The following is a 20,425-nucleotide window of genomic DNA, read 5'->3' on the forward strand; positions in this document are numbered from 1 at the left end:
TATACTATGAAGGGATAATAAAAAAGTATAAAAGAGTAAAAATAATGTTAACATAATGTTTGAAATTGTAAACTATAAACACCTAAATAAGAGACCAATTATAATAGGTAGAGAATTAGGTTTTAAAAGATTAATAGAATTAGATGAAGCTGTAGTAGGTAGAACAATAAAAATGTGTAGTAATTACCTAGTAGGATTAAATTATTTTATATAAAGTCTTTGCAAGATTCGACGTCATCATTGAAATCCAAAAAAGTATTATCGTAGTATAGGAATTTATTATTATATATAATAAGCGCTATATAGAGTTTAACTCTACGGATTGTTTATTGCATAGAAAAACAAATTACCATAAAATTGTATATGCGTTTACAATGATATTAGGTAGTAACATTTTGTAAAGCAAGTTATTACGGAATATATAGGAGATAAGTTATGGATAGATCAAGAAAAAAAGAATTAATACAACAATACAAAGAAATGAAACCAGAGATGGGGGTATATATGTTTAAGTCTATAAACACAAATACTGTTTATTTAGGTTGTGACAAAAATATAAAAGCAACAATAAATGGTGATAGATTTAAATTAAATTTAAACAATCATAGATGTAAAAAACTTCAAAAAGATTGGAATGAAAATAAAGAAGAGAACTTTGAAATAAAGATAGTAGAGATACTTCCTTATGATAAGGATGAAGGTAAAGTTGATTATAGTGAAGAGCTAAAAATATTAAGAGAAATGTGTAAAGATAAATTTATCAATGAAAATGTAGAGGAAATATAGAAAGTAGAATTTAAGCTGACTCAAAAGCGATGAGAAATATTAAAATTTTGAGTTATGGTATAATTAAATTAATCAACTAATTCAAGAAAATTTAGATTCTCAGTCATGTACCAATGGCAAAAATAAAAAAGATCTTTATTCGATTAAATATTGAAACATGTCTTTTTTATTTATAATTATTATTTGAATCTAGTTAATTTTAAGAATATAATAATTATAAATAGATAGAAGTTACAACTTTAGGGGGGAGCATATTGAAGTCAAAGGTTAATATTTTCAAATATAACCAGAACATGAATAGTAAAGATTTTGAAATTTTCTATTATAAAGATATAGTCAAAAATGAAATTCCAATACATATACATGATTTTTATGAAGTATGTGTTTTCTTATCTGGTAATATTAAGTATAGAGTTAATGACTTAGAGTACAAACTAAGGCATGGTGACGTTATATTAATTTCTCCAGGCGAGGAGCATGGACCTATATTTTTAGATACTAAGAATACATATGAGCGTATGGTTTTATGGATAAGTAAGTCTTATATGGAAAAAATATCGACAATGAAAAGTGACCTATCTTTATGTTTTAATAAAAATTCCATTTATTATTGCAACTATTTACATCCAAATGAACCAGATTGCAAATACATAATTTCTATGTTAGATCAGTTAGTAGATGAGTATTATCGTGATGATTATGCAAGTGATATATACGCCACTTCTATATTAGGGCTAATGTTAGCTAAGTTTAATAGAATGAGTATGAATCAAGTTGGCTGCATATCTAATGGGGTAGGGAATGGATTTCTAATATCTTATATTGTTGATTATATAAATAAACATTATAACGAAAAAATAACATTAGATTACCTAGAGAAGTACTTTTTTGTAAGTAAATATTATATTTCTCATGAATTTAAGAAACTTTTAGGCATTTCAATAGGTCAGTATATAACACATAAACGGTTGGAAAATGCAAAAAAATTAATGCATCAAGGGTTATTACCAAGCAAGATATATGAAAAATGCGGTTATAATGATTATGCTACATTTTACAGAGCATTTAAAATGGAGAATAATATGACACCAAGTGAATATATGAAAAAAATAAACAATAACAGCAAGATTACCAATATTAACAACAAAATATAATATTCAAAATGTTTTCTTGGTATACTAGTATATAGTATATGAAGCAATATTTAAGTTATTATTTATATTTATAATACTTAATACATTCAGGAGGGAGGGACTATTTTAATATAAAGTTATAACGACATATTGCTACATACATTAAAATCATTTTTAAAATTCTTGAAAACGATATCTTAAGGGGGGAGAATAATGGGGATTAAACTTGAGAGTAGTCAAAGAAAGTTTGGTTTTAAAGATATGATAGGATATACATTAGGTGATACTGGTGGAAGTTTTATTAATTTATATGTAGATTCATTCTTTTTAACATTTTGTACTTATGTTTTAGGAATATCACCATTTTACATGGGAACACTATTTTTAGTTTCACGTTTATGGGATGCTATAAATGACCCTATTATGGGATCTTTTCCAGATAGATGGAGAATAGGTAAATCAGGAGACAAGTTTAAACCATGGATAAAGATATTTATAGTTCCATTAGCTATATCAGGGGTATTATGTTTTACAGATGTATCTTCATTTAATGATACGGCAAAACATGTATGGGTATCTGTAGCGTATATATTATACGGTATGTGTTATACAGGAACATCTATGCCATATGGATCAATGGCAGCTGTAATAACTCAAGATCCAGTTGAAAGAACTAAATTATCTAGTGCTCGCTCTCTTGGAGGAATGATTGTTGGATTTGGTGCTTTAGCAGCCTTACCTCAAATTTTATTTGATAAAAGTGGAAATGTTGTACCATCAGCATTTTTTAAAGTTGCTATTGTATTTGGATTATTATCTATACTTTGTTATATAGGATTACTAACACTTACAACAGAAAGATATAGTCAAGAAAAAAATACAGGTAGCAAGTTCAACTATCTTAAGGTTTTAAAAAGTGTAGTAAAAAATAGACCTTTAATTGGTGTAATGGTAGCTACAGTAGGTTCATTATTATATATTACTGCTAATAGTTCAATGGGTACATATTTATATAAAGAGTATTATAATGCTCCTCAAATATTAACAATAGCTACTATTGCAACTTTACCAATTACAATACTATGTGTAGTATTTATACCTGCGCTTGCTAAAAAATTTGGTAAAAGAAACTTAATACTTTATACAGTTTTATTTAATACAGTTGGTTCTGTAGGTTTATTCTTAGTACCGATACCAAACCCGTATGTGTTTTTAATTCTAAATACTATATTCTGTATAGGGCAAAGTGTATTTACAGTTATAATTTGGGCTTTAGTAACAGATTGTCTAGATTATCATGAGTGGATAACAGGTGAACGTAATGATGGGTCAATGTACTCTATATATACATTTTCTCGTAAAATAGGATCAACTTTAGCTTCAACAGTGGCAAGTTATGCCTTAGGGTTAATAGGATATGTTGCAGGAGCTGCATCTCAACCAATAGGTGTTGCTGAAAATATAAGATACTTAAGCACAGGTATAATAGTTGTAACATGTATACTTGAACTTATAGGGATAGGTTTAATATTTAATTTAAATAATAAAAAAACCCAGCAAATGTATAGTGAGTTAAAACAAAGAAGATAAAGGGGAGAATAATAAATGCGTACTCGTTTTTTACCTAGATTAACAAATTATGAGGTTGAAAAATATTTAGATAAAAATGATATTATAATAGTTCCAGTTGGAACAGTAGAGATGCACGGTGCAATGCCATTAGATTGTGAAACAGTAATTTCTGAAGCTTTTGCATTGAAAATGGCAGAAAAAGTTAATGGATTAGTACTTAATAATTTACCATATTTTTATGCAGGAGCTACGGCTTCAGGTAGAGGTACAGTTCAAGTAAGTATAAGGGCTGGAATAGATTATTTATATCAAATAGCTAAAAGTTTATTAACAAAAGGTTTTAAAAGACAGATATATATAAGTTTTCATGGACCAGCACATATGACTTGTAGCCCGATGGTTAGAGATTTCTTTGATGATACTAAAGTGCCAATACTATACTTAGACTTATGTATGTCGATGTTTAAGAAGTCATCTGGAGTATTTAAAGACATTAATGATTTTCATTACATATCATTTGGTGCATATGAGATAATGGGAAGATTAGAAGATATACCACTTAGCACAGGCGAAGGAATGGATTTTTCAGAACAAGTAGAGCAAACAGTTGCCTTTGCAAATCCTTTATTTGATATGGCTTATCAATCTGGATCTATAGGATATTATTTTGGAGATCCTAAAGACCATATGCCAACTCCTAAAGTTGAATCTGCAGAACAAAGATTAGAATATGCTAAACGTGGTATAGAGCTTATAGAACAAATTGTTGATGATATAGATATGGAGAATGTAGTTAAAATGATGAATGATTTAGATAAATTTTATAATGAAGAAGTGGCTCCTAAATATGGAGAGTGGTTACCAAGAACTAGAGTATAGAGATAAATAATAATATAATATTTATAAAGATAGAGGATATAAGTATATTTTAAAAAATTTACTTATATCCTTTTTTACGATTATCAACATATAGATAGAACTTCTCGATTATTATTTAAATTATATCACAAAATATCTGTATAAAATTAAATACATAGAGAATGTAGTAATCTAGATTTTCTTGTAAAGTAATGTTACAATGTTTAAGGTTATTGGAAAAATAAGGATGTGAACTTGATGAAAAAGAAAATATTATTTTTAGCAATTATTTTTATATTTATAATAACAATAGGTAATTGCATTTATCCTAAAAAGGAACAACTCTCTAAGAGAGAAAAGGTAGAGGACTTTGAGTATGTGTATAATACTATCAAAAGTGGATATCCTTATCTAGATGTAAATAAGAGATGTAACAATATAGATTGGCTAGGAAATAAGGATAAATATCTAAAAAGAATTAAAAATACTAAAAATGACGAAGAATTTATAGAAGAAATGTCATCTATATTATCTGACCTAGATAATAGGCACACTGAATTAATAGATAATAAAAAACGATATGAACTTTTTAAAAAATCATATTCTAATAATAATTGGTATGACTTTCTTGACGATAAAAAAGTGGTAGATAGATATAATTCTATAAAGCCTAAAATAAAAATATCAAAGGATATTTTTTTTAAAAAAGAGTTAATTTTAAAAGATGTAATTAAAGATAAGGTTGGATACATATATTTACCATCAATGGCATCAAAGAATGGATCTACAGATAAAGATCTAAAGATGATTGGAGATTATATTAGTACATTAGGAAAACATAAAGCTTTAATTATTGATATAAGAGGAAATTTAGGAGGAAGCGATAGGTATTGGCAAGGAATAGTATCTAAGCTTATAAAAAATGATATTAAAGTAAATGGCTATAGAACTTATAGAAATAATAGTGAAATCGTTAAAAAATATATCGATGTAAGACATATAAAGTTAGAACCTATAGAAAAGCTACCAATGAATGTAAAGAAGAATGCGCCAGAGGAAACTTTAAAAAAGTTTAGTGATTTTGAAAATACGTCTTATACTATAAAAGCTAATCCTAATTTAAAATTTGAAGGCAGTATATACTTGCTTGTAGATGGAAAAATATATTCATCATCAGAGTCATTTTCTATGTTTTGCAAGGAAACTAAATTTGCAACATTAATAGGACAAACTACTGGAGGAGATGGTGGAGGACTAGATCCTGTGTTGTTTAAGTTAAAAAACAGTGGCTTAATAGCGAGGATGGCAAGTGGTATGTATTTAAACAAAGATGGAATATGTGATGAAGAGTTTAAAACCACTCCAGATTTTAAAATAAAAGATTGCAAAAGGACTGTGAATTTTAAAGACGATAACTGCATAAAAAAGGTATTAGAACTTGAAAATATCAATGATTAAATAACAAACAAAGTTAAATAAAGTTACCTTCTTAATATTATTAAAAATAATAAATAGGATGTAATTAAATTGTTTTCACACAAGTATATTACATCCTCATAATTTTTATTACCTTTCTTTTATCAATTTATTAACAGCAGATACATCAGCAGGAGCCCACTTTAAAGAATCTAAGTTTTCTCTTTTTAACCATATAAGCTTAGAATGCTCGCAAGCTATTGGATTACCTTCAACTAACTTACACTTTAAACATATAAGATTTACAATGAAATTTTCATATTCATGATCGATATCATTAAATATATCTATAGCTTTAACATTACATTTTAACTCTTCTTTTATTTCGCGCTCTATAGCTTCATATAATGATTCGCCTTCTTCAACTTTACCGCCTGGAAACTCCCACATATTTGGAAGTACCATTTGTGGTGATCTAAGCGCGCATAATATTTCATTATTATCATTTTCTATTATAGCAGCAACTACTTTTACCTTTTTCTTCATTCGTTTCACCTCTAGTTTTTTTATATTTACTTATTATACTCTATGTTTAATACATTATAAATATATAAGTATAGATAATTGTAATAGGAAAATAATTGAATAATATATAATATAATTAAATCTAAAAATGGTAAAAAGTATACAACATTTAAAAGTATATAATTTATATGACCTAATAAGGGTAAAAATAATATAGAATATAATAAATAGAGTAAAAGGAGTGTTAACATTGAAAATAACATATATTCATCATAGTAGCTTTTGTTTAGAGCTTGAAAAAAATATCTTACTATTTGATTACTTTGAAGGAAATTTACCAGACTTTGACAAAAACAAAAAACTTTATATTTTTGCAAGTCATAGTCATAGTGACCATTTTAGTCCGGTAATATTTGACTTAAGGTCAAAGTATAAAAATATAAAATACATATTATCAGATGATATAAAAGTTAAAAAAGAAGAAGATATTCACCTTGTAAAAGAAAATGAAACAGTGTATATTGATGACTTAAAAATAGAAACTTTAAAATCAACAGATCTAGGAGTAGCATTTGTAATAACTGTAGAAGGTAAAACTATTTACCATGCAGGTGATTTGAACTGGTGGCATTGGGAAGGTGAAATTGATAGTGAAAATAAAAAGATGGAAAAGATGTATAAACATGAAATAGAAAAGATAAAAGATAGATACTTTGATATTGCATTTGTACCACTTGATTCTAGACAAGGAAAATACTTTTATTTAGGATTTGATGAATTTATGAGAAACACTAATACTAAATTAGCTTTTCCTATGCATTGTTGCGGGGACTATTCTCTTGTAGATAAGTTATCTAAAATGGAGGAATCTAAAGATTATAAGTATAGAATTATTCATGTTAATGAAATAAATAGAGAATTTGATATCAAGTAATAAGTAAGTAGAACATATTGATGTTTACAAAAGATATTTATACTGTATATATGATAAATATATAGAATAAGAGGGTATCGTGTTTAACGATACCCTCTTATTTTACGCTTATAATAATTTTAGCATCCAAATGGAATTTTATAAAATTAAGCCATACTTAGTAGTCTCTTTTACAGAGTACAAAAAAATATAGTTATGTAGTTGTAAAATATATTTATAATTAAAATTTAAAAATAAATTTTACTATTAATTTGAAAAAAAGGCAAAATAATGTATAATTATATATAAATACAGTAAAAATAAAAAGCATAGGAGGAAGAAATTGAAAAAAGTTGCTATATATACTTGTGGGGATGTTTCACAAAGGTGTACCGCTAATGGATGCTTTAGAGCATTTAATGAATGTAAAGATTCATTTGAAAGATATGAAGGTAATTGTAAATTAGTTGCTTTTAATACTTGTAATGGTTGTGATGAAAAGCCATTAGAAAGTTTAGATATAAAAATAGAAAAATTAAAAAAAGCAGAAGTTGATGTAATACATATATCTACATGCATAAGAGGGAGATGCTCTCATTATGAAGAGTATGCTAAAGAATTTGCTAAACATTTTGAAGTAATTGGATATACACACGGGTCAAAAGAAGGTAAAAAGAACAATAATATAAACATACTAAAAAGTGAATAATTACAGTAAAGCCAAGCTTAAGACTTGGCTTTACTATACAATAAATAAAGATTATCTATTTTTAGAAAATTTAAATAGAAAAAGTTATGTAGCTATTTAATTGGGTAATATTATATACGAGGTGATAAAATGGATAACTTAGAAAATAGTTGTATACCTGATAATGGAAATTGCTCAGAGGCTTTTAAAATAAGAATTGTTTTTGAAAGTATTTTAATAGGAGTAGGTGTAGGATTTATAGTTTCCTTGTATAGGTTATGCTCCAAATATGCAGAAAAAATTAGTTTAAATATATATAATTTTATGGCTAATCACTTGGAATATGTAATTTTGGGAATACTAGTGTTTGCTATTATAGGATATATTGTTGGATATTCAGTTGAGAAAAATCCTATGATATCAGGTAGTGGTATTCCACAAATTGAAGGCTGTTTAAAAGGAAGATTAAAAATAATTCATTCTTTTAAAATTTTAGTAAGTAAATTTGTAAATGGTGTACTAGCAATGGGAGCTGGACTATCTCTTGGTATAGAAGGTCCATCTATTCAATTAGGTGGGAGTTTTGCACATGCTATATCTAGACGATTTAAACTAAGTAAAAAAGAATTTGTATATTTATATTCAACAGGAGCGGGAGCTGGTCTTGCAGCAGCATTTAATGCACCATTTGCTGGAGTTATGTTTATCTTAGAAGAAGTACATAAAAGTTTTTCGCCAGTACTATTTATAACAGCTGTTGCAGCTTGTGTAAGTTCTGATTTAGTTACATGGATATTTTTTGGAGAAACACATACTTTAATAGTTGACAAAGTTTTAAATATGCCAGCTAATTACTACATATCTTTAATAGTACTTGGAATAGTTATTGGGTTAAGTGGAGTTATATATAATAAAGGATTACTTAAAACTATAGACATATATTCAAATATAAATACAAAACTAAGATATAAAATGATTATACCTTTTATGTTAGCTATTGTATTTGGCATGTTTTTACCTCAAGTTTTAGGTGGTGGGGATAAGCTTATAAATAGTATATTAGCTAGTGGACTTACTATTAAATTAGCTATAATATTATTAATAGGAAAATATATATTCTCACTTATAAGTTTTGCACCAGGAACTCCTGGAGGTATACTATTTCCTATTTTAACATTAGGTGGATTAGTAGGAATTATATTTGGAAAAGTTTTAGTTTTAATGGGAGCTATAGATACTTCATATTTAAATAACTTTATATTATTAGCAATGGCAGGGATGTTTACATCTGTTGTCAGAGCTCCTATTACTGGATTTATATTAGTATTTGAAATGAGTGGAGCACTTACTCAGCTAGGACCTATTATAGTAGTCTGTGGGGTTGCGTATTTAGTAGCTAATTTATTAAATTGCCCTCCTATTTATGATTCTTTACTTGAAAATAAAGTTAAAGCTTATGATAAAATTAAAGAAAGCAGTAAATAATATTTAGATAGAAAAAAGCCAAGCATTAAGCTTGGCTTTTTATTTTAGTTTATTTAGCTTTTAATAGTAATTCACTTTGTTTAATGAATAACCTTATTTTATTATAGAGTTTTGTATATAACTTTTGATATATCTTTAGATTCTATAATAGTTTCTTTTAACTCAAGTACATTTATTAATATTAACTTACTCAATCTATCATCTATATTATTTAAGAAATCTATAATATCTTTTGTAGAAATATCCTTATTTAAAAGCATATCTATATTGTAAAATAAAACTAAGTTATGTGATGAATTTTTATTAGTGTATTTCTTAAAGTTATTTACTAAGAAACGTAGTTTATTAATAAATATATGTTGCTTATGTACAAATTCATTTAAATCATCTGATAACAAAATATTATTATTAAAATATATCTTTTTATTAAGACGTATATTTTGAGTAATTACATCCTTTAAATCGTCATTAATAGTTCCATTCACTAATCCTGTATTGTATAATTTGGCAAGTATTTGCTCATTTAAACTTAAAGAATTTTTAACTTCGTTTTTTGTAACATCACTCATTTTATATGGTAAAATTACTTTGTTTGCATATAGAGCAATTATAGTACCTAAAAGAACGAAAAATATTCTACTGATAGATAGCTCATTTATATTATTACCAATAGATGCTGCTCCTAGAGCCGAAATAGTTGTGCATATCATTTGATACTTATACTCTGTTTGGTAATTACTAATATATCCAACTATAAGTATAATAAAAGCTCTCATAGAATTATCTGTTACTATAGAGAATAAAATTTCAAATATAATTAATCCAATTATAGTTCCTAAGATTCTTTCCCTACCTTTAGTTTGTCCAGATTCAAGATAAGGCTGGACAATAGATGATAAACTGAAAACTAACCATTTACCATGTGGTATATTAAAGAAAGCAACTACAAATACACCAATACTAGTAATTAATGCACCTCTAAATGCAAAAGTAAACTTAAGAGAGTCCTTATTTAAATTATTTTTTAAATCATTTAATCTATCAACTGCATTTGATACGAAATACTTTTCACAAACTTCTTTTGAATTTTTTTCTTTTGAAAGTATTAAGTCTTCTTTTAATAAAATTACGCAACCTTGTAATTCATAAATTTTGTAGTACTTTGAGTTAGATTTTTCGATAGCAATTAAGAATTCATCTATTTTAAGTATAACATCATCAACTGTTATATTTCTATCTATAAACTCATCTATATTACAAAGTAATGCGTTTATTTTATTTAAGATATAAGTAAATTCTTCATTAATTGTATTGTTTTTAACTTCATCTAGTATTAAGTTTACACTTTCTAAAAACTGACATATAAATAATGATTGGATTAATGAAACTGGAAGTTCAATATTTTTATCCAATCTTTTATATACATCTGATATATGCTCTTTTAGTGTATCATAAGTTTTAGAATTTAAATTATTTACACTTTCTATACTATCATTATTTATCATTAATACTATTTCTTCATTAATAGACTCTATTACCGTTTTAATAGTAACTTTAGATTGCTTTTGTAACTTATTTTTATTTGCAATCATTTGTACTGTCATTATAAAAAGTCCACAAAATATAAGAGATACTAATCTAGTAGGCAATTCATTGATGCTAACAGGTGTATAAAGCATAAAGAAATAACCTAGTGTAAAAGCAATATATGTAGGTTTTTTTGTATTATATGTAAATTGGTATAATATAAAAAATATAATGGCAAAAGTTATAACTAATCCTAAAAAAGCATTAGTTGATGCTAAAAATGAACTAACCCCAAGTAATACTTCAATAAATACAAAATATATAGTACTTTTTATTGGTGTTATTGTATAATCAGTACCAAGTAAAGAAAGAGCTGCTGTAATGCCTGCAACTCCAACTAAGGTATTAATTTCACCAAATATAGATTTAAAACCTATTATAGCAGCAACTATAACTAAAAACATTATAGTTGTTGAAATTACTTTTTTCTTATCCATGTCAAAGCTCCTTTGCAGTTTGAAAGTTTAAATTTTTATTAATTATACCCTTATTCTTTATACTTAAATCTAGAGTGTTACAGTTTTATCATTAACATATAATGATATTTTTATTGAACATGATATAGTTTAAACAAAGGCATATATGAATTTGAAAAATTATTTAAAATAATGATATAATTATTTGGTAATATAATAAAATGTATAACTTATAAAGGGGAAAAATCAAAATGAGAAATATACTAGTAGTAGAAGATGACATTATGTTAAACCATGGAATCTGTTTTAATTTACAAGCAGATGGGTTTAATGTAATACATGCATACAATCTAAAAGAAGGGGAAAATGTTTTTAATAGTAATACTATAGATTTAATAATACTAGATATAAACTTACCAGATGGAAATGGATTTGAATTTTGTAAAAAAATTAGAGAAAATTCTAATGTAGGGATACTATTTTTAACTGCATGTGATATGGAATCAGACATTATAAATGGATTTAAAATAGGTGCTGATGATTATATAACAAAACCATTTAATATAAATATATTAATGCAAAGAGTAAGAGCTTTGCTTAGACGTTGTAGTAATAAAGAAAAACACGAAGATACTCTAGTTGAAGGGGAATTTGAATTTAATTTTGAAAAAATGCTAGTAACTAAAAATAAAGTAAATATTTTACTATCACCAATAGAATACAAAATACTAAAAAAATTAGTAAAGTGTAAAAATCAAATAGTTACAAGACAAGCACTAATAGATTCAATTTGGGATAATGATTCAGAATACATAGAAGAGCATGCTCTAACAGTAAATATTAATAGACTAAGAAGTAAAATAGAAGATAAATCGTCTAATCATAAATACATAAAAACTGTATATAAAATGGGATATATGTGGGTTGGTGAAAAGAATGAAAAATAGTAAAAATATTTTTAGTAACTATTATATAAACTTTTCTATTATATATATAATAATATCAATAATAGCACTTCTTTTAATCCGACAACAAACAGAAAGTATTATATATATGTATCCAAACTCTTTTGAGGAAGTTAAAAAAATTAACAATATAAGTTTTTGTTTTTTATTTTTATCATTAATAATAGGGATATTATTTATATATATTGTGAGAGTAAATATTATTAAATTTAGTAATGATATTATAGATAATATAGACGCTTTTATATCTGATAAAGAAATAATTTTAGAAACTAATGATGACACTTTACTATCTAAAATACAAAATAAATTTAAATATATGATAGAAATTATGGAAAATAAAAATAAAATATATTTAGAGGAAAAAGACAATATAAAGTCTTTAATAGCTAATATTTCTCATCAAATAAAAACTCCAATAGCCAATATTTCTATGTATAATGAAACCTTAATAAATAGAGAACTAGATAGAGATAAACAGATAACATTTTTAAAAAATATGCAACATCAAGTTAATAAATTAGAGTGGCTAGTTAAGTCCCTCATAAAAATGTCTAGGTTAGAAAATGGAATAATAGCATTAAATATTCAAAGATATAGAATAAGTGATACAATTGCAAATGCACTTAGTGGTGTATATTTAAAAGCAGAAGAAAAAAACATATCCATAGATGTAGATATTGATGAAAAATTAGAACTTTATCATGATAAAAAATGGACTAGTGAAGCAATATTTAATATTGTTGAAAATGCAGTAAAATATACCAAAGATAATGGGCATATAAATATAAAATTATATAAAATGGAGCTATTTACTAAAATAAGTATAGTAGATAATGGTATTGGAATAGATGAAGGTGAGATTAATCATATATTTAAGCGATTTTATAGAAGTTGTGATGTAATAAACACAGAAGGTGTTGGAGTGGGTCTTTATCTAGCAAGAGAGATTATAAATAAGCAAAGTGGATATATAAAAGTAGAATCTAAAAAGGATGTAGGAACAACTTTTTATGTATATATGAAAAATTAAGATACAAAATATTAAGCACTGTTAATTTAACAGTGTTTATTTTTGTTAAATATCTCAAAATTGTTATTATTCATATAAACAATATCACAATACTGTGAGGATTTTTAAAATATTTATATGATAACATTTAAGTAAATAAGATGAAAAAAATTAAAAGGGGATTTTAATTAAATGAAAATATTAGAAAGTAAAAATTTAAAAAAATACTATGGAACAGAAGAAAATATAGTAAAAGCACTGGATGGAGTTGATATAAGAGTAGATAAAGGAGAGTTTGTTGCTATAGTAGGTACATCAGGGAGTGGTAAAAGTACATTATTACATATGTTAGGAGGACTTGATAGACCTAGTGAAGGAGAAGTGGTAATTGAAAACAATAACATATTTAAAATGAATGATGAGGAACTTACAATATTTAGAAGACGTAATGTTGGATTTGTATTTCAAAACTACAATCTAGTTCCTATACTTAATGTTTATGAAAATATAGTACTACCAATAGAACTTGATGGATGTAGCGTAGATAGTGAATATATAGATGAAATAATAAACATATTAGGACTTAGTAAGAAGGTAGATGCCCTACCTAACAACTTATCAGGTGGACAACAGCAAAGAGTTGCAATTGCAAGAGCACTAGCAACAAAACCATCTATAATACTACTAGATGAGCCAACAGGAAATTTAGATAGTAAAACTGAGCAAGATGTACTAGGACTTTTAAAAGTAACTAGTAATAAATTTAGCCAAACTATAATAATGATAACTCACAATGAACAAATAGCACAAATGGCAGATAGAATTATAAGAATTGAGGATGGAAAAGTTGTAATTAGAGGTGAAAGCCATGCTACAAAATAACAATCAAAAAATTATAAAAAAGATAAGTAAAAGAAGCTTTAAAGTTAATAAAATTAGAAATATTATATCTATTATAGCTATAACATTAGCTACAGTTTTATTTACATCGCTATTTACAGTAGGAGTATCTATGATGGATGCTTTTAATAGTTATATGATGATGGAATATGGAACAAGTTCTCACGTACAGATGCAAGATGTAGATAAAAGTCAGATAGATATAATAAAAAATGATGAAAGTGTAGACCAAAATAGTATAGGTATAATTAAAAATATTGATAGTGCTAAAAATCCAGAGTTTTTAACTCAAACTGTAAATCTAGCAGTTTATGACGGTCAAAGTGTAAAAAATGCTATCAATACAGAGATGATAAAGGGGAGTTTACCAAAGTCTAAAGAAGATATAGTTATGCCAACAGAAGTATTAGATATGTTAAAACTACCTCACAAAATAGGCACTGAAGTAAATATAGATATTCCAGCAGCTAAAGATGGCACTTATACTGGAGAAAATAAAACATATAAATTTAAATTAAGTGGATATTTTACATACAAAACAGCAACAGCTATTCCACTTCATGATATATATATAAGTGATGATTTTTACAATGAATATAAAAAAGATAATGAAATAGGTCCTTTATGTATAACTTTTAATTTTAAAAATGATAAAAACTTAGAAAAACAAATTGAAGGTTTAATTAATGAAATTAAGCCATATTCAGGGAAATATAGTGTAAATCCAGCATTTTTAGATAATCAAGTAACAAATACTAGTGAATTTATAAGAAATGCTCTTCCAGTAATTTTATTAGTAATTGTAATACTTACAAGTGGTTATCTTTTAATATATAATATATTCTATATATCAGTAGTAAAAGACATAAAACACTATGGACTTCTTAAAACTATAGGAACATCACCAAAACAATTAAAAAAATTAATAATAAATCAAGCTAATAGATTATCATTAATAGCAATACCAATAGGACTATTTTTAGGAGTTATAATAGGAAAGATATTACTTCCTATGGCTATGAAATTTACTACTATATCAAGTTTAAAATCAATAGATTCAAGCAATCCTGCTATATTTATAGGTGCTATTATATTCTCATATATAACAGTAAGAATATCTTGTATGAAACCTGCAAAACTTGCAAGTAGTGTATCTGAAGTAGATGCTACAAGATATAGTGATAGAGATAGTAATATAAAACGTAAAGCAAAAAAAGGTAAGAGTGGTTCTAAAATTCATAAAATGGCACTTTCAAATATGTTTAGAAATAAGAAAAAAGCATTATTAGTTTTAACGTCTATGTCTTTAAGTTGTATGATATTTTTAAGTGTATCAACTATAATAAGTAGTTCAGACCCTAAAAGAGCAGCAGAAGGTATGATGTTAGGTGATATAGAAATACAACATGGAGAAGCACAAAACTCAAGGATACATGAAAATATCATACCAATAGATGAAGAATTTATAAAAGATGTTAAAAATTTAGATGGGGTAAAAAGTGTAGAGAAAATATATAAAGATTATTTAGGGCTTGTAGCCTATGAAGGAGCAATAAAAGAAGAATTACTAAGCCAACCAATAAATGAAGATCATGTAAAAAGATTTTGGCAAGGGTATGATTATAGAGAAATTGCAGCTACTAACAAAAGTGTAACATTAGATATAAGCGGAGTGTCTTCAGGGAAAATAATTAAAGAAATGATAGCAAATAATATGTTAGATTATTATAGTGATGGAAACATAATAGAAGGAAAGTTAGATATAGAAAAGTTTAACAAAGGTGGATATATAATAATTAGAGGACATGAAAATAGCAAAATAAAAGTAGGAGATAAGATTAAGTTAAAATACCTTAAAGGAAATACTATAGAAGAAGGATATACAGAGAATGAATTTGAGGTAATGGCAATAATTGGTGCAGGAGAAAACTTCAACATGGATGTATATGTAAATGAAGATGACTATAAAAAAATAGTACCAAAATCATATGTACAAAATGTAGTAGTTAATGTAGATGAAAACGTAGATGAAGTTGAAAAGAATATAGAAAAATTAAATGAAAAGTACTCTAATCCATATACTCATATTTCTTCAAAAAGAACATATATAGAAGAAGCTAAAGAAAATCAAGTTACAATAACTATTATAGGAATGAGTGGAGTGTTTATAATAGGATTAATTGGATTTTTAAATTTTATAAATACTATGGTAACGAATATAATGTCAAGAAATCAAGAATTTGCAATGCTAGAAGCAGTAGGAATGACTAAAAAACAGCTTAAAAAGATGTTAGCACTAGAAGGTATGTATTATGGAGTTATAATAACCTTTGTAAATCTTACTTTAGGTAGTTTATCTACTTTTCTAGGATTTAATATTATGAAGCTTAGATATTCTGTATATACCTATCCAATAGAAGCTTTAGCAATGTGTATAGTGTTAGTACTTTTAGTAAGTGTAACTGTTCCCTTAATTGTTTACAATATAACTTCTAAAGAAAGTATAGTAGAAAGAATTAGGGTAAGTGAATAATATTTATATGAAAATGGAGAGAATATTATATTCTCTCCATCAAATTGATTTTTATTAGAATTTTAAAAATTATAAATTTTACTAAATTATGATATAAAAGAGCGATAATATAAAATTTATTGCTCTTTTTAATATTTATAAAAACATAGACTTACTTATGTATATTTAATTGATTAAATCAGTATGAGAAAAGCAATTAGAATTATATCAAAAGCGTAAATCTATTAAAAAATATGACTAATACTACAAAACTACTAAATATGATAAAATATAAATTATAAAATTAAAAAACATAATGTTATTATAATTAAGGATAATATTGATATTTATATAAATAGGAGAGACATATGAATAAGACAATAGGGGTATTAGCTCATGTTGATGCTGGTAAAACTACATTTTGTGAACAAGTACTATATCATACAAATGCAATTAGAAATAGAGGCAGAGTAGATAATAAGGATACATTTTTAGATAATCATAACATAGAGAAGCAAAGAGGTATAACAATATTTTCAGAACAAGGAATGTTTAATTACAACAATTCTAAATATTACTTAATAGATACACCAGGACATATAGATTTTTCACCAGATATGGAAAGGTCTATATCTATAATGGACTACGCAGTTATAATAATAAGTGGAGTAGATAAAATACAATCACATACAAAAACAGTATTTAGACTACTTAATAAATACAAAGTTCCTATAATATTTTTTGTAAATAAAATGGATAGAGAAAGCTCTAATTTAAACTTAGTGATAAAAGATATACAAAATAGCTTAACTAAAGATGCTATAGATATAACTAATATTAATATAACTAATACTTTAAGTGAAGAGCTTATAGAATTTATTGCTGAAAGAGATGATGAATTATTTGAAAAATATTTAAATGATGACTATGACTACAATCTTTGGATTAAAAATTTCAAAGAAATGATAAAGGAATCAAAAATATATCCACTATTAAGTGGGTCAGCTCTTAATGATATAGGAATAGATAATTTCCTAGAAAAGCTAGATTTTTTAACATATACAAATTACAAGTTAGAAGAAAAATTTATAGGTAAAGTATATAAGATAAAACATGATGACAATAAAAATAAATTAACTTATATAAAAGCACTACAAGGAAGTATTAAAGTGAAAAATGAAGTTTTATATAAAGTTAATGAAGAAATAATAACTGAAAAGATAAATAACATAAGAAAATACAATTCTAACAAATTTGAAGCTGTAAATGAGGCTAATTGTGGAGAATTATTTGTTGTAAGCGGTTTAAATAATACTGTAGCAGGAGATTTCATAATGGAACATGGTTTTGAAAAAGACGAAATAGAGAAAATTTATAATATAAAAACCAAATATGAAATGACTCCAACATTAAAATCAAAGGTTATATTTGATGGTCTATTAAACATAAAAGAAGTATTAAGTGTTTTTGAGATGTTAAATAAAGAAGAACCTGCATTAAATGTTTTATGGGATGAAAATCTTAAAGAAATACACATACATGTAATGGGAAAAATTCAATTAGAAATCTTAAAAGAAGTAATAAAAGAAAGATTTAACTTAGATGTAGACTTTGGAAAATGTGAAATACTATACAAAGAAAGTATATTAAAAAGTACTATAGGATATGGTCACTTTGAGCCACTTGGTCATTATGCAGAAGTTCATTTGCTAGTAGAACCAAATACTAGAAATTTAGGTATCACTTTTAATAGCAAAGCACATGTAGATGATTTAGCCATAGGTCATCAAAATTTAGTTAAAACTCATATATTTGAAAAAGAGCATAGAGGAATATTAGGTGGATACCCATTAGTTGATTTAAATATAACTTTGCTTACTGGTAGAGCACATAAAAAGCATACTAGTGGTGGAGATTTTAGACAAGCTACTTTAAGAGCATTAAGACAAGGATTAGAAAAAGTTGAAAATGTATTACTTGAGCCATACTATAAGTTTAAAATTGAGACAAACTTAGATTATATGGGAAGAATCATATCAGATATTCAAAAAATGAATGGAGAATTTGAAACGCCGATTATCAATGAAAATTTAGTAACCATAGAAGGTAGAGGGCCTGTTGCTACTTTTATGGATTATAGCTTAGGGTTATCTGCTTTTAGTAAGGGAAGTTCAAGTGTTAGCTTCATATTTGATGGATATGATAGGTGTCATAATTCTGACTATGTCTTAGAACACAGGTCTTATGATAAAAATAGTGATAATGAATATACATCAAACTCTATATTTTGTTCAAAGGGACAAGGTTATGTTGTAAAAGGAAGTGAGGCTAAGCTTCACATGCATTGTATAAAATAATGAATAATAGTAAATAACATTTAAGGTTAACTATTATTAAGAAATATATTAGTTTTATTTTTAATATTTTACAATAGAAAAAATTTAAATTGAAATATTAGAAAGGCTAATGAATGATAGTATAATATAAAGGAATATAAAAGATTAAAAGGGAGAACTTATGAAAAATAAGCATATATTGATCGTAGATAATAGCGTAACAAATTTAAAAAGAGCAGAACAAATTTTAAAACCACATTGCAAAGTTAGCTTACTTACATCTGGTGTACAGACTTTAAGGTTTCTAACTAAAAACAAACCAGACTTAATATTATTAGATATAAATATGACAGATATGGATGTGTATGAAACCTTAGAAAAGATAAAATCTAATAAAGATTTAGTTGATATACCAGTAATATTTCTAACCTCACAAGTAGATATAGAAAGTGAATTAAAAGGCATTGAAAAAGGAGCTATAGACTTTATTAGAAAGCCATTTGTTCCTCAAATTATGATAAGTCGTATAAAGATGCATCTAGAATTATATGACTATAGGATAGATTTAGAAAAAAAAGTAATAGAAAAAACCGAGATGATAGAACATCTCCAAGATGTTATGATGATATCCATCGCAGAGCTTGTTGAGTGTAGGGACGAAAATACTGGGGGTCATGTTAAAAGAACTGCAAAGTATGTAGAAATACTAACTAAAGCTTTGGTAGAAAGAAATATATATAGTGATATATTAAGCAAAGATTATGTAAAGGATATGATACGTTCAGCTCCACTTCATGATGTAGGTAAAATAGGTATAAATGATAAAACTTTACTTAAAAATGGTTATTTAGATGAAAAAGAGTTTGAGTTTATGAAAACTCACAGTAAACTTGGAGGAGAGACTATTCAAAGGATGATAAATCAAACTGATGGAGAAAGTTTTTTATATATAGCGAAGGATATGGCGCAATCTCATCATGAAAAGTGGAATGGAACAGGTTATCCAGATGGATTAAAGGAAGAAGAAATACCACTTAGCGCTAGAGTAATGGCAATAGCAGATGTTTATGATGCGCTAACAACAAAGAGACCTTATAAAGAAGCTTTTACACATGACAAAGCAGTTGAAATTATATTAGATGGTAAGGGGATAGCTTTTGATCCTGTTATAACTGAAGTATTTGAAGAAATAAATTCTGAGTTTGAGTTAGCAAGACAGATTTTATAGTAAAATTTGATCACGATGAAGTGGTTGAATTTTTCAAAAAATGTGTAGAAGATAGATATGACTTTTTAATTATTTCACCTGATGGAAGAATTA

At 26.1% G+C, this 20,425-nt stretch carries 17 protein-coding genes; 15 read left to right on the forward strand and 2 right to left on the reverse strand.

Features of this window, described 5'->3' with window-relative positions:
- The first annotated feature begins 55 nt into the window (after positions 1–55).
- The 6 genes from I2H23_RS03585 (at position 56) to I2H23_RS03610 (ending at position 5,807) form a co-directional block, all read left to right on the forward strand.
- On the forward strand, positions 56–214 hold the full coding sequence (locus I2H23_RS03585) for a hypothetical protein (RefSeq protein WP_176698684.1): 159 nt from the start codon (positions 56–58) through the stop codon (positions 212–214).
- A 221-nt stretch (positions 215–435) separates the two neighbouring features.
- Positions 436–786 carry a GIY-YIG nuclease family protein gene (locus tag I2H23_RS03590; protein WP_092926043.1) on the forward strand — a complete coding sequence of 117 codons (351 nt, stop codon included), beginning with the start codon at positions 436–438 and terminating at the stop codon, positions 784–786.
- 254 nt (positions 787–1,040) lie between these two features.
- On the forward strand, positions 1,041–1,940 hold the full coding sequence (locus I2H23_RS03595; RefSeq protein WP_195581096.1) for an AraC family transcriptional regulator: 900 nt from the start codon (positions 1,041–1,043) through the stop codon (positions 1,938–1,940).
- 192 nt (positions 1,941–2,132) lie between these two features.
- On the forward strand, positions 2,133–3,509 hold the full coding sequence (locus I2H23_RS03600; RefSeq protein WP_195581097.1) for an MFS transporter: 1,377 nt from the start codon (positions 2,133–2,135) through the stop codon (positions 3,507–3,509).
- A 15-nt stretch (positions 3,510–3,524) separates the two neighbouring features.
- The gene (locus I2H23_RS03605; RefSeq protein ID WP_092926037.1) at positions 3,525–4,370 is read left to right on the forward strand and encodes a creatininase family protein; all 846 of its coding nucleotides are present in this window, start codon (positions 3,525–3,527) and stop codon (positions 4,368–4,370) included.
- 237 nt (positions 4,371–4,607) lie between these two features.
- Complete coding sequence (locus I2H23_RS03610; RefSeq protein WP_195581098.1) at positions 4,608–5,807, forward strand: S41 family peptidase; 1,200 nt, start codon at positions 4,608–4,610, stop codon at positions 5,805–5,807.
- A 108-nt stretch (positions 5,808–5,915) separates the two neighbouring features.
- On the opposite strand, the gene I2H23_RS03615 is transcribed toward I2H23_RS03610, so the two are convergent.
- A complete protein-coding gene (locus tag I2H23_RS03615) occupies positions 5,916–6,311 on the reverse strand; it encodes a (deoxy)nucleoside triphosphate pyrophosphohydrolase (RefSeq protein WP_195581099.1) in 396 nt (131 codons plus the stop codon).
- Between the two features lie 229 nt (positions 6,312–6,540).
- On the opposite strand from I2H23_RS03615, the gene I2H23_RS03620 reads away from it, so the two are divergent.
- From I2H23_RS03620 to I2H23_RS03630, 3 genes are all read left to right on the forward strand, one after another.
- Complete coding sequence (locus I2H23_RS03620; protein WP_195581100.1) at positions 6,541–7,224, forward strand: MBL fold metallo-hydrolase; 684 nt, start codon at positions 6,541–6,543, stop codon at positions 7,222–7,224.
- Positions 7,225–7,546: 322 nt separating this feature from the next.
- Positions 7,547–7,912, forward strand: coding sequence for a CGGC domain-containing protein (locus I2H23_RS03625; RefSeq protein ID WP_195237674.1), 366 nt, complete (start codon positions 7,547–7,549; stop codon positions 7,910–7,912).
- Between the two features lie 129 nt (positions 7,913–8,041).
- Positions 8,042–9,376 carry a ClC family H(+)/Cl(-) exchange transporter gene (locus I2H23_RS03630; RefSeq protein WP_195237675.1) on the forward strand — a complete coding sequence of 445 codons (1,335 nt, stop codon included), beginning with the start codon at positions 8,042–8,044 and terminating at the stop codon, positions 9,374–9,376.
- Positions 9,377–9,477: 101 nt separating this feature from the next.
- On the opposite strand, the gene I2H23_RS03635 is transcribed toward I2H23_RS03630, so the two are convergent.
- A complete protein-coding gene (locus I2H23_RS03635) occupies positions 9,478–11,400 on the reverse strand; it encodes an FUSC family protein (RefSeq protein ID WP_195581101.1) in 1,923 nt (640 codons plus the stop codon).
- Between the two features lie 230 nt (positions 11,401–11,630).
- On the opposite strand from I2H23_RS03635, the gene I2H23_RS03640 reads away from it, so the two are divergent.
- The 6 genes from I2H23_RS03640 to I2H23_RS03665 all read left to right on the forward strand — a co-directional run bounded on the left by I2H23_RS03640 (position 11,631) and on the right by I2H23_RS03665 (position 20,332).
- Positions 11,631–12,326, forward strand: coding sequence for a response regulator transcription factor (locus I2H23_RS03640; RefSeq protein ID WP_195581102.1), 696 nt, complete (start codon positions 11,631–11,633; stop codon positions 12,324–12,326).
- Positions 12,327–12,531: 205 nt separating this feature from the next.
- Positions 12,532–13,377, forward strand: coding sequence for a sensor histidine kinase (locus I2H23_RS15320; RefSeq protein WP_271932856.1), 846 nt, complete (start codon positions 12,532–12,534; stop codon positions 13,375–13,377).
- A 171-nt stretch (positions 13,378–13,548) separates the two neighbouring features.
- Positions 13,549–14,238 carry an ABC transporter ATP-binding protein gene (locus I2H23_RS03650; RefSeq protein ID WP_195581104.1) on the forward strand — a complete coding sequence of 230 codons (690 nt, stop codon included), beginning with the start codon at positions 13,549–13,551 and terminating at the stop codon, positions 14,236–14,238.
- Positions 14,225–16,789: an ABC transporter permease gene (locus I2H23_RS03655; RefSeq protein WP_195581105.1), complete on the forward strand. Its 2,565-nt coding sequence runs from the start codon at positions 14,225–14,227 to the stop codon at positions 16,787–16,789. Before I2H23_RS03650 ends, I2H23_RS03655 begins: the two co-directional genes overlap by 14 nt.
- Positions 16,790–17,136: 347 nt before the next feature.
- A complete protein-coding gene (locus tag I2H23_RS03660) occupies positions 17,137–19,125 on the forward strand; it encodes an elongation factor G (protein WP_092926015.1) in 1,989 nt (662 codons plus the stop codon).
- Positions 19,126–19,285: 160 nt separating this feature from the next.
- A complete protein-coding gene (locus I2H23_RS03665; RefSeq protein ID WP_092926013.1) occupies positions 19,286–20,332 on the forward strand; it encodes an HD domain-containing phosphohydrolase in 1,047 nt (348 codons plus the stop codon).
- Positions 20,333–20,425: the final 93 nt, after the last annotated feature.

It is taken from the genome of Romboutsia sp. BSD2780061687b_171204_C1, assembly GCF_015560225.1.
Taxonomy (GTDB): domain Bacteria; phylum Bacillota; class Clostridia; order Peptostreptococcales; family Peptostreptococcaceae; genus Romboutsia_C; species Romboutsia_C hominis.

What these genes read in the sequence shown, in the direction of transcription:
- I2H23_RS03665 (WP_092926013.1), top strand. Translation starts at nt 19,286, where the DNA reads ATGAAAAATAAGCATATATTGATCGTAGATAATAGCGTAACAAATTTA.
- I2H23_RS03635 (WP_195581101.1), bottom strand. Translation starts at nt 11,400, where the DNA reads ATGGATAAGAAAAAAGTAATTTCAACAACTATAATGTTTTTAGTTATA.
- I2H23_RS03605 (WP_092926037.1), top strand. Translation starts at nt 3,525, where the DNA reads ATGCGTACTCGTTTTTTACCTAGATTAACAAATTATGAGGTTGAAAAA.
- I2H23_RS03610 (WP_195581098.1), top strand. Translation starts at nt 4,608, where the DNA reads ATGAAAAAGAAAATATTATTTTTAGCAATTATTTTTATATTTATAATA.
- I2H23_RS03640 (WP_195581102.1), top strand. Translation starts at nt 11,631, where the DNA reads ATGAGAAATATACTAGTAGTAGAAGATGACATTATGTTAAACCATGGA.
- I2H23_RS03585 (WP_176698684.1), top strand. Translation starts at nt 56, where the DNA reads ATGTTTGAAATTGTAAACTATAAACACCTAAATAAGAGACCAATTATA.
- I2H23_RS03660 (WP_092926015.1), top strand. Translation starts at nt 17,137, where the DNA reads ATGAATAAGACAATAGGGGTATTAGCTCATGTTGATGCTGGTAAAACT.
- I2H23_RS03615 (WP_195581099.1), bottom strand. Translation starts at nt 6,311, where the DNA reads ATGAAGAAAAAGGTAAAAGTAGTTGCTGCTATAATAGAAAATGATAAT.
- I2H23_RS03630 (WP_195237675.1), top strand. Translation starts at nt 8,042, where the DNA reads ATGGATAACTTAGAAAATAGTTGTATACCTGATAATGGAAATTGCTCA.
- I2H23_RS03650 (WP_195581104.1), top strand. Translation starts at nt 13,549, where the DNA reads ATGAAAATATTAGAAAGTAAAAATTTAAAAAAATACTATGGAACAGAA.
- I2H23_RS03590 (WP_092926043.1), top strand. Translation starts at nt 436, where the DNA reads ATGGATAGATCAAGAAAAAAAGAATTAATACAACAATACAAAGAAATG.
- I2H23_RS03600 (WP_195581097.1), top strand. Translation starts at nt 2,133, where the DNA reads ATGGGGATTAAACTTGAGAGTAGTCAAAGAAAGTTTGGTTTTAAAGAT.
- I2H23_RS03655 (WP_195581105.1), top strand. Translation starts at nt 14,225, where the DNA reads ATGCTACAAAATAACAATCAAAAAATTATAAAAAAGATAAGTAAAAGA.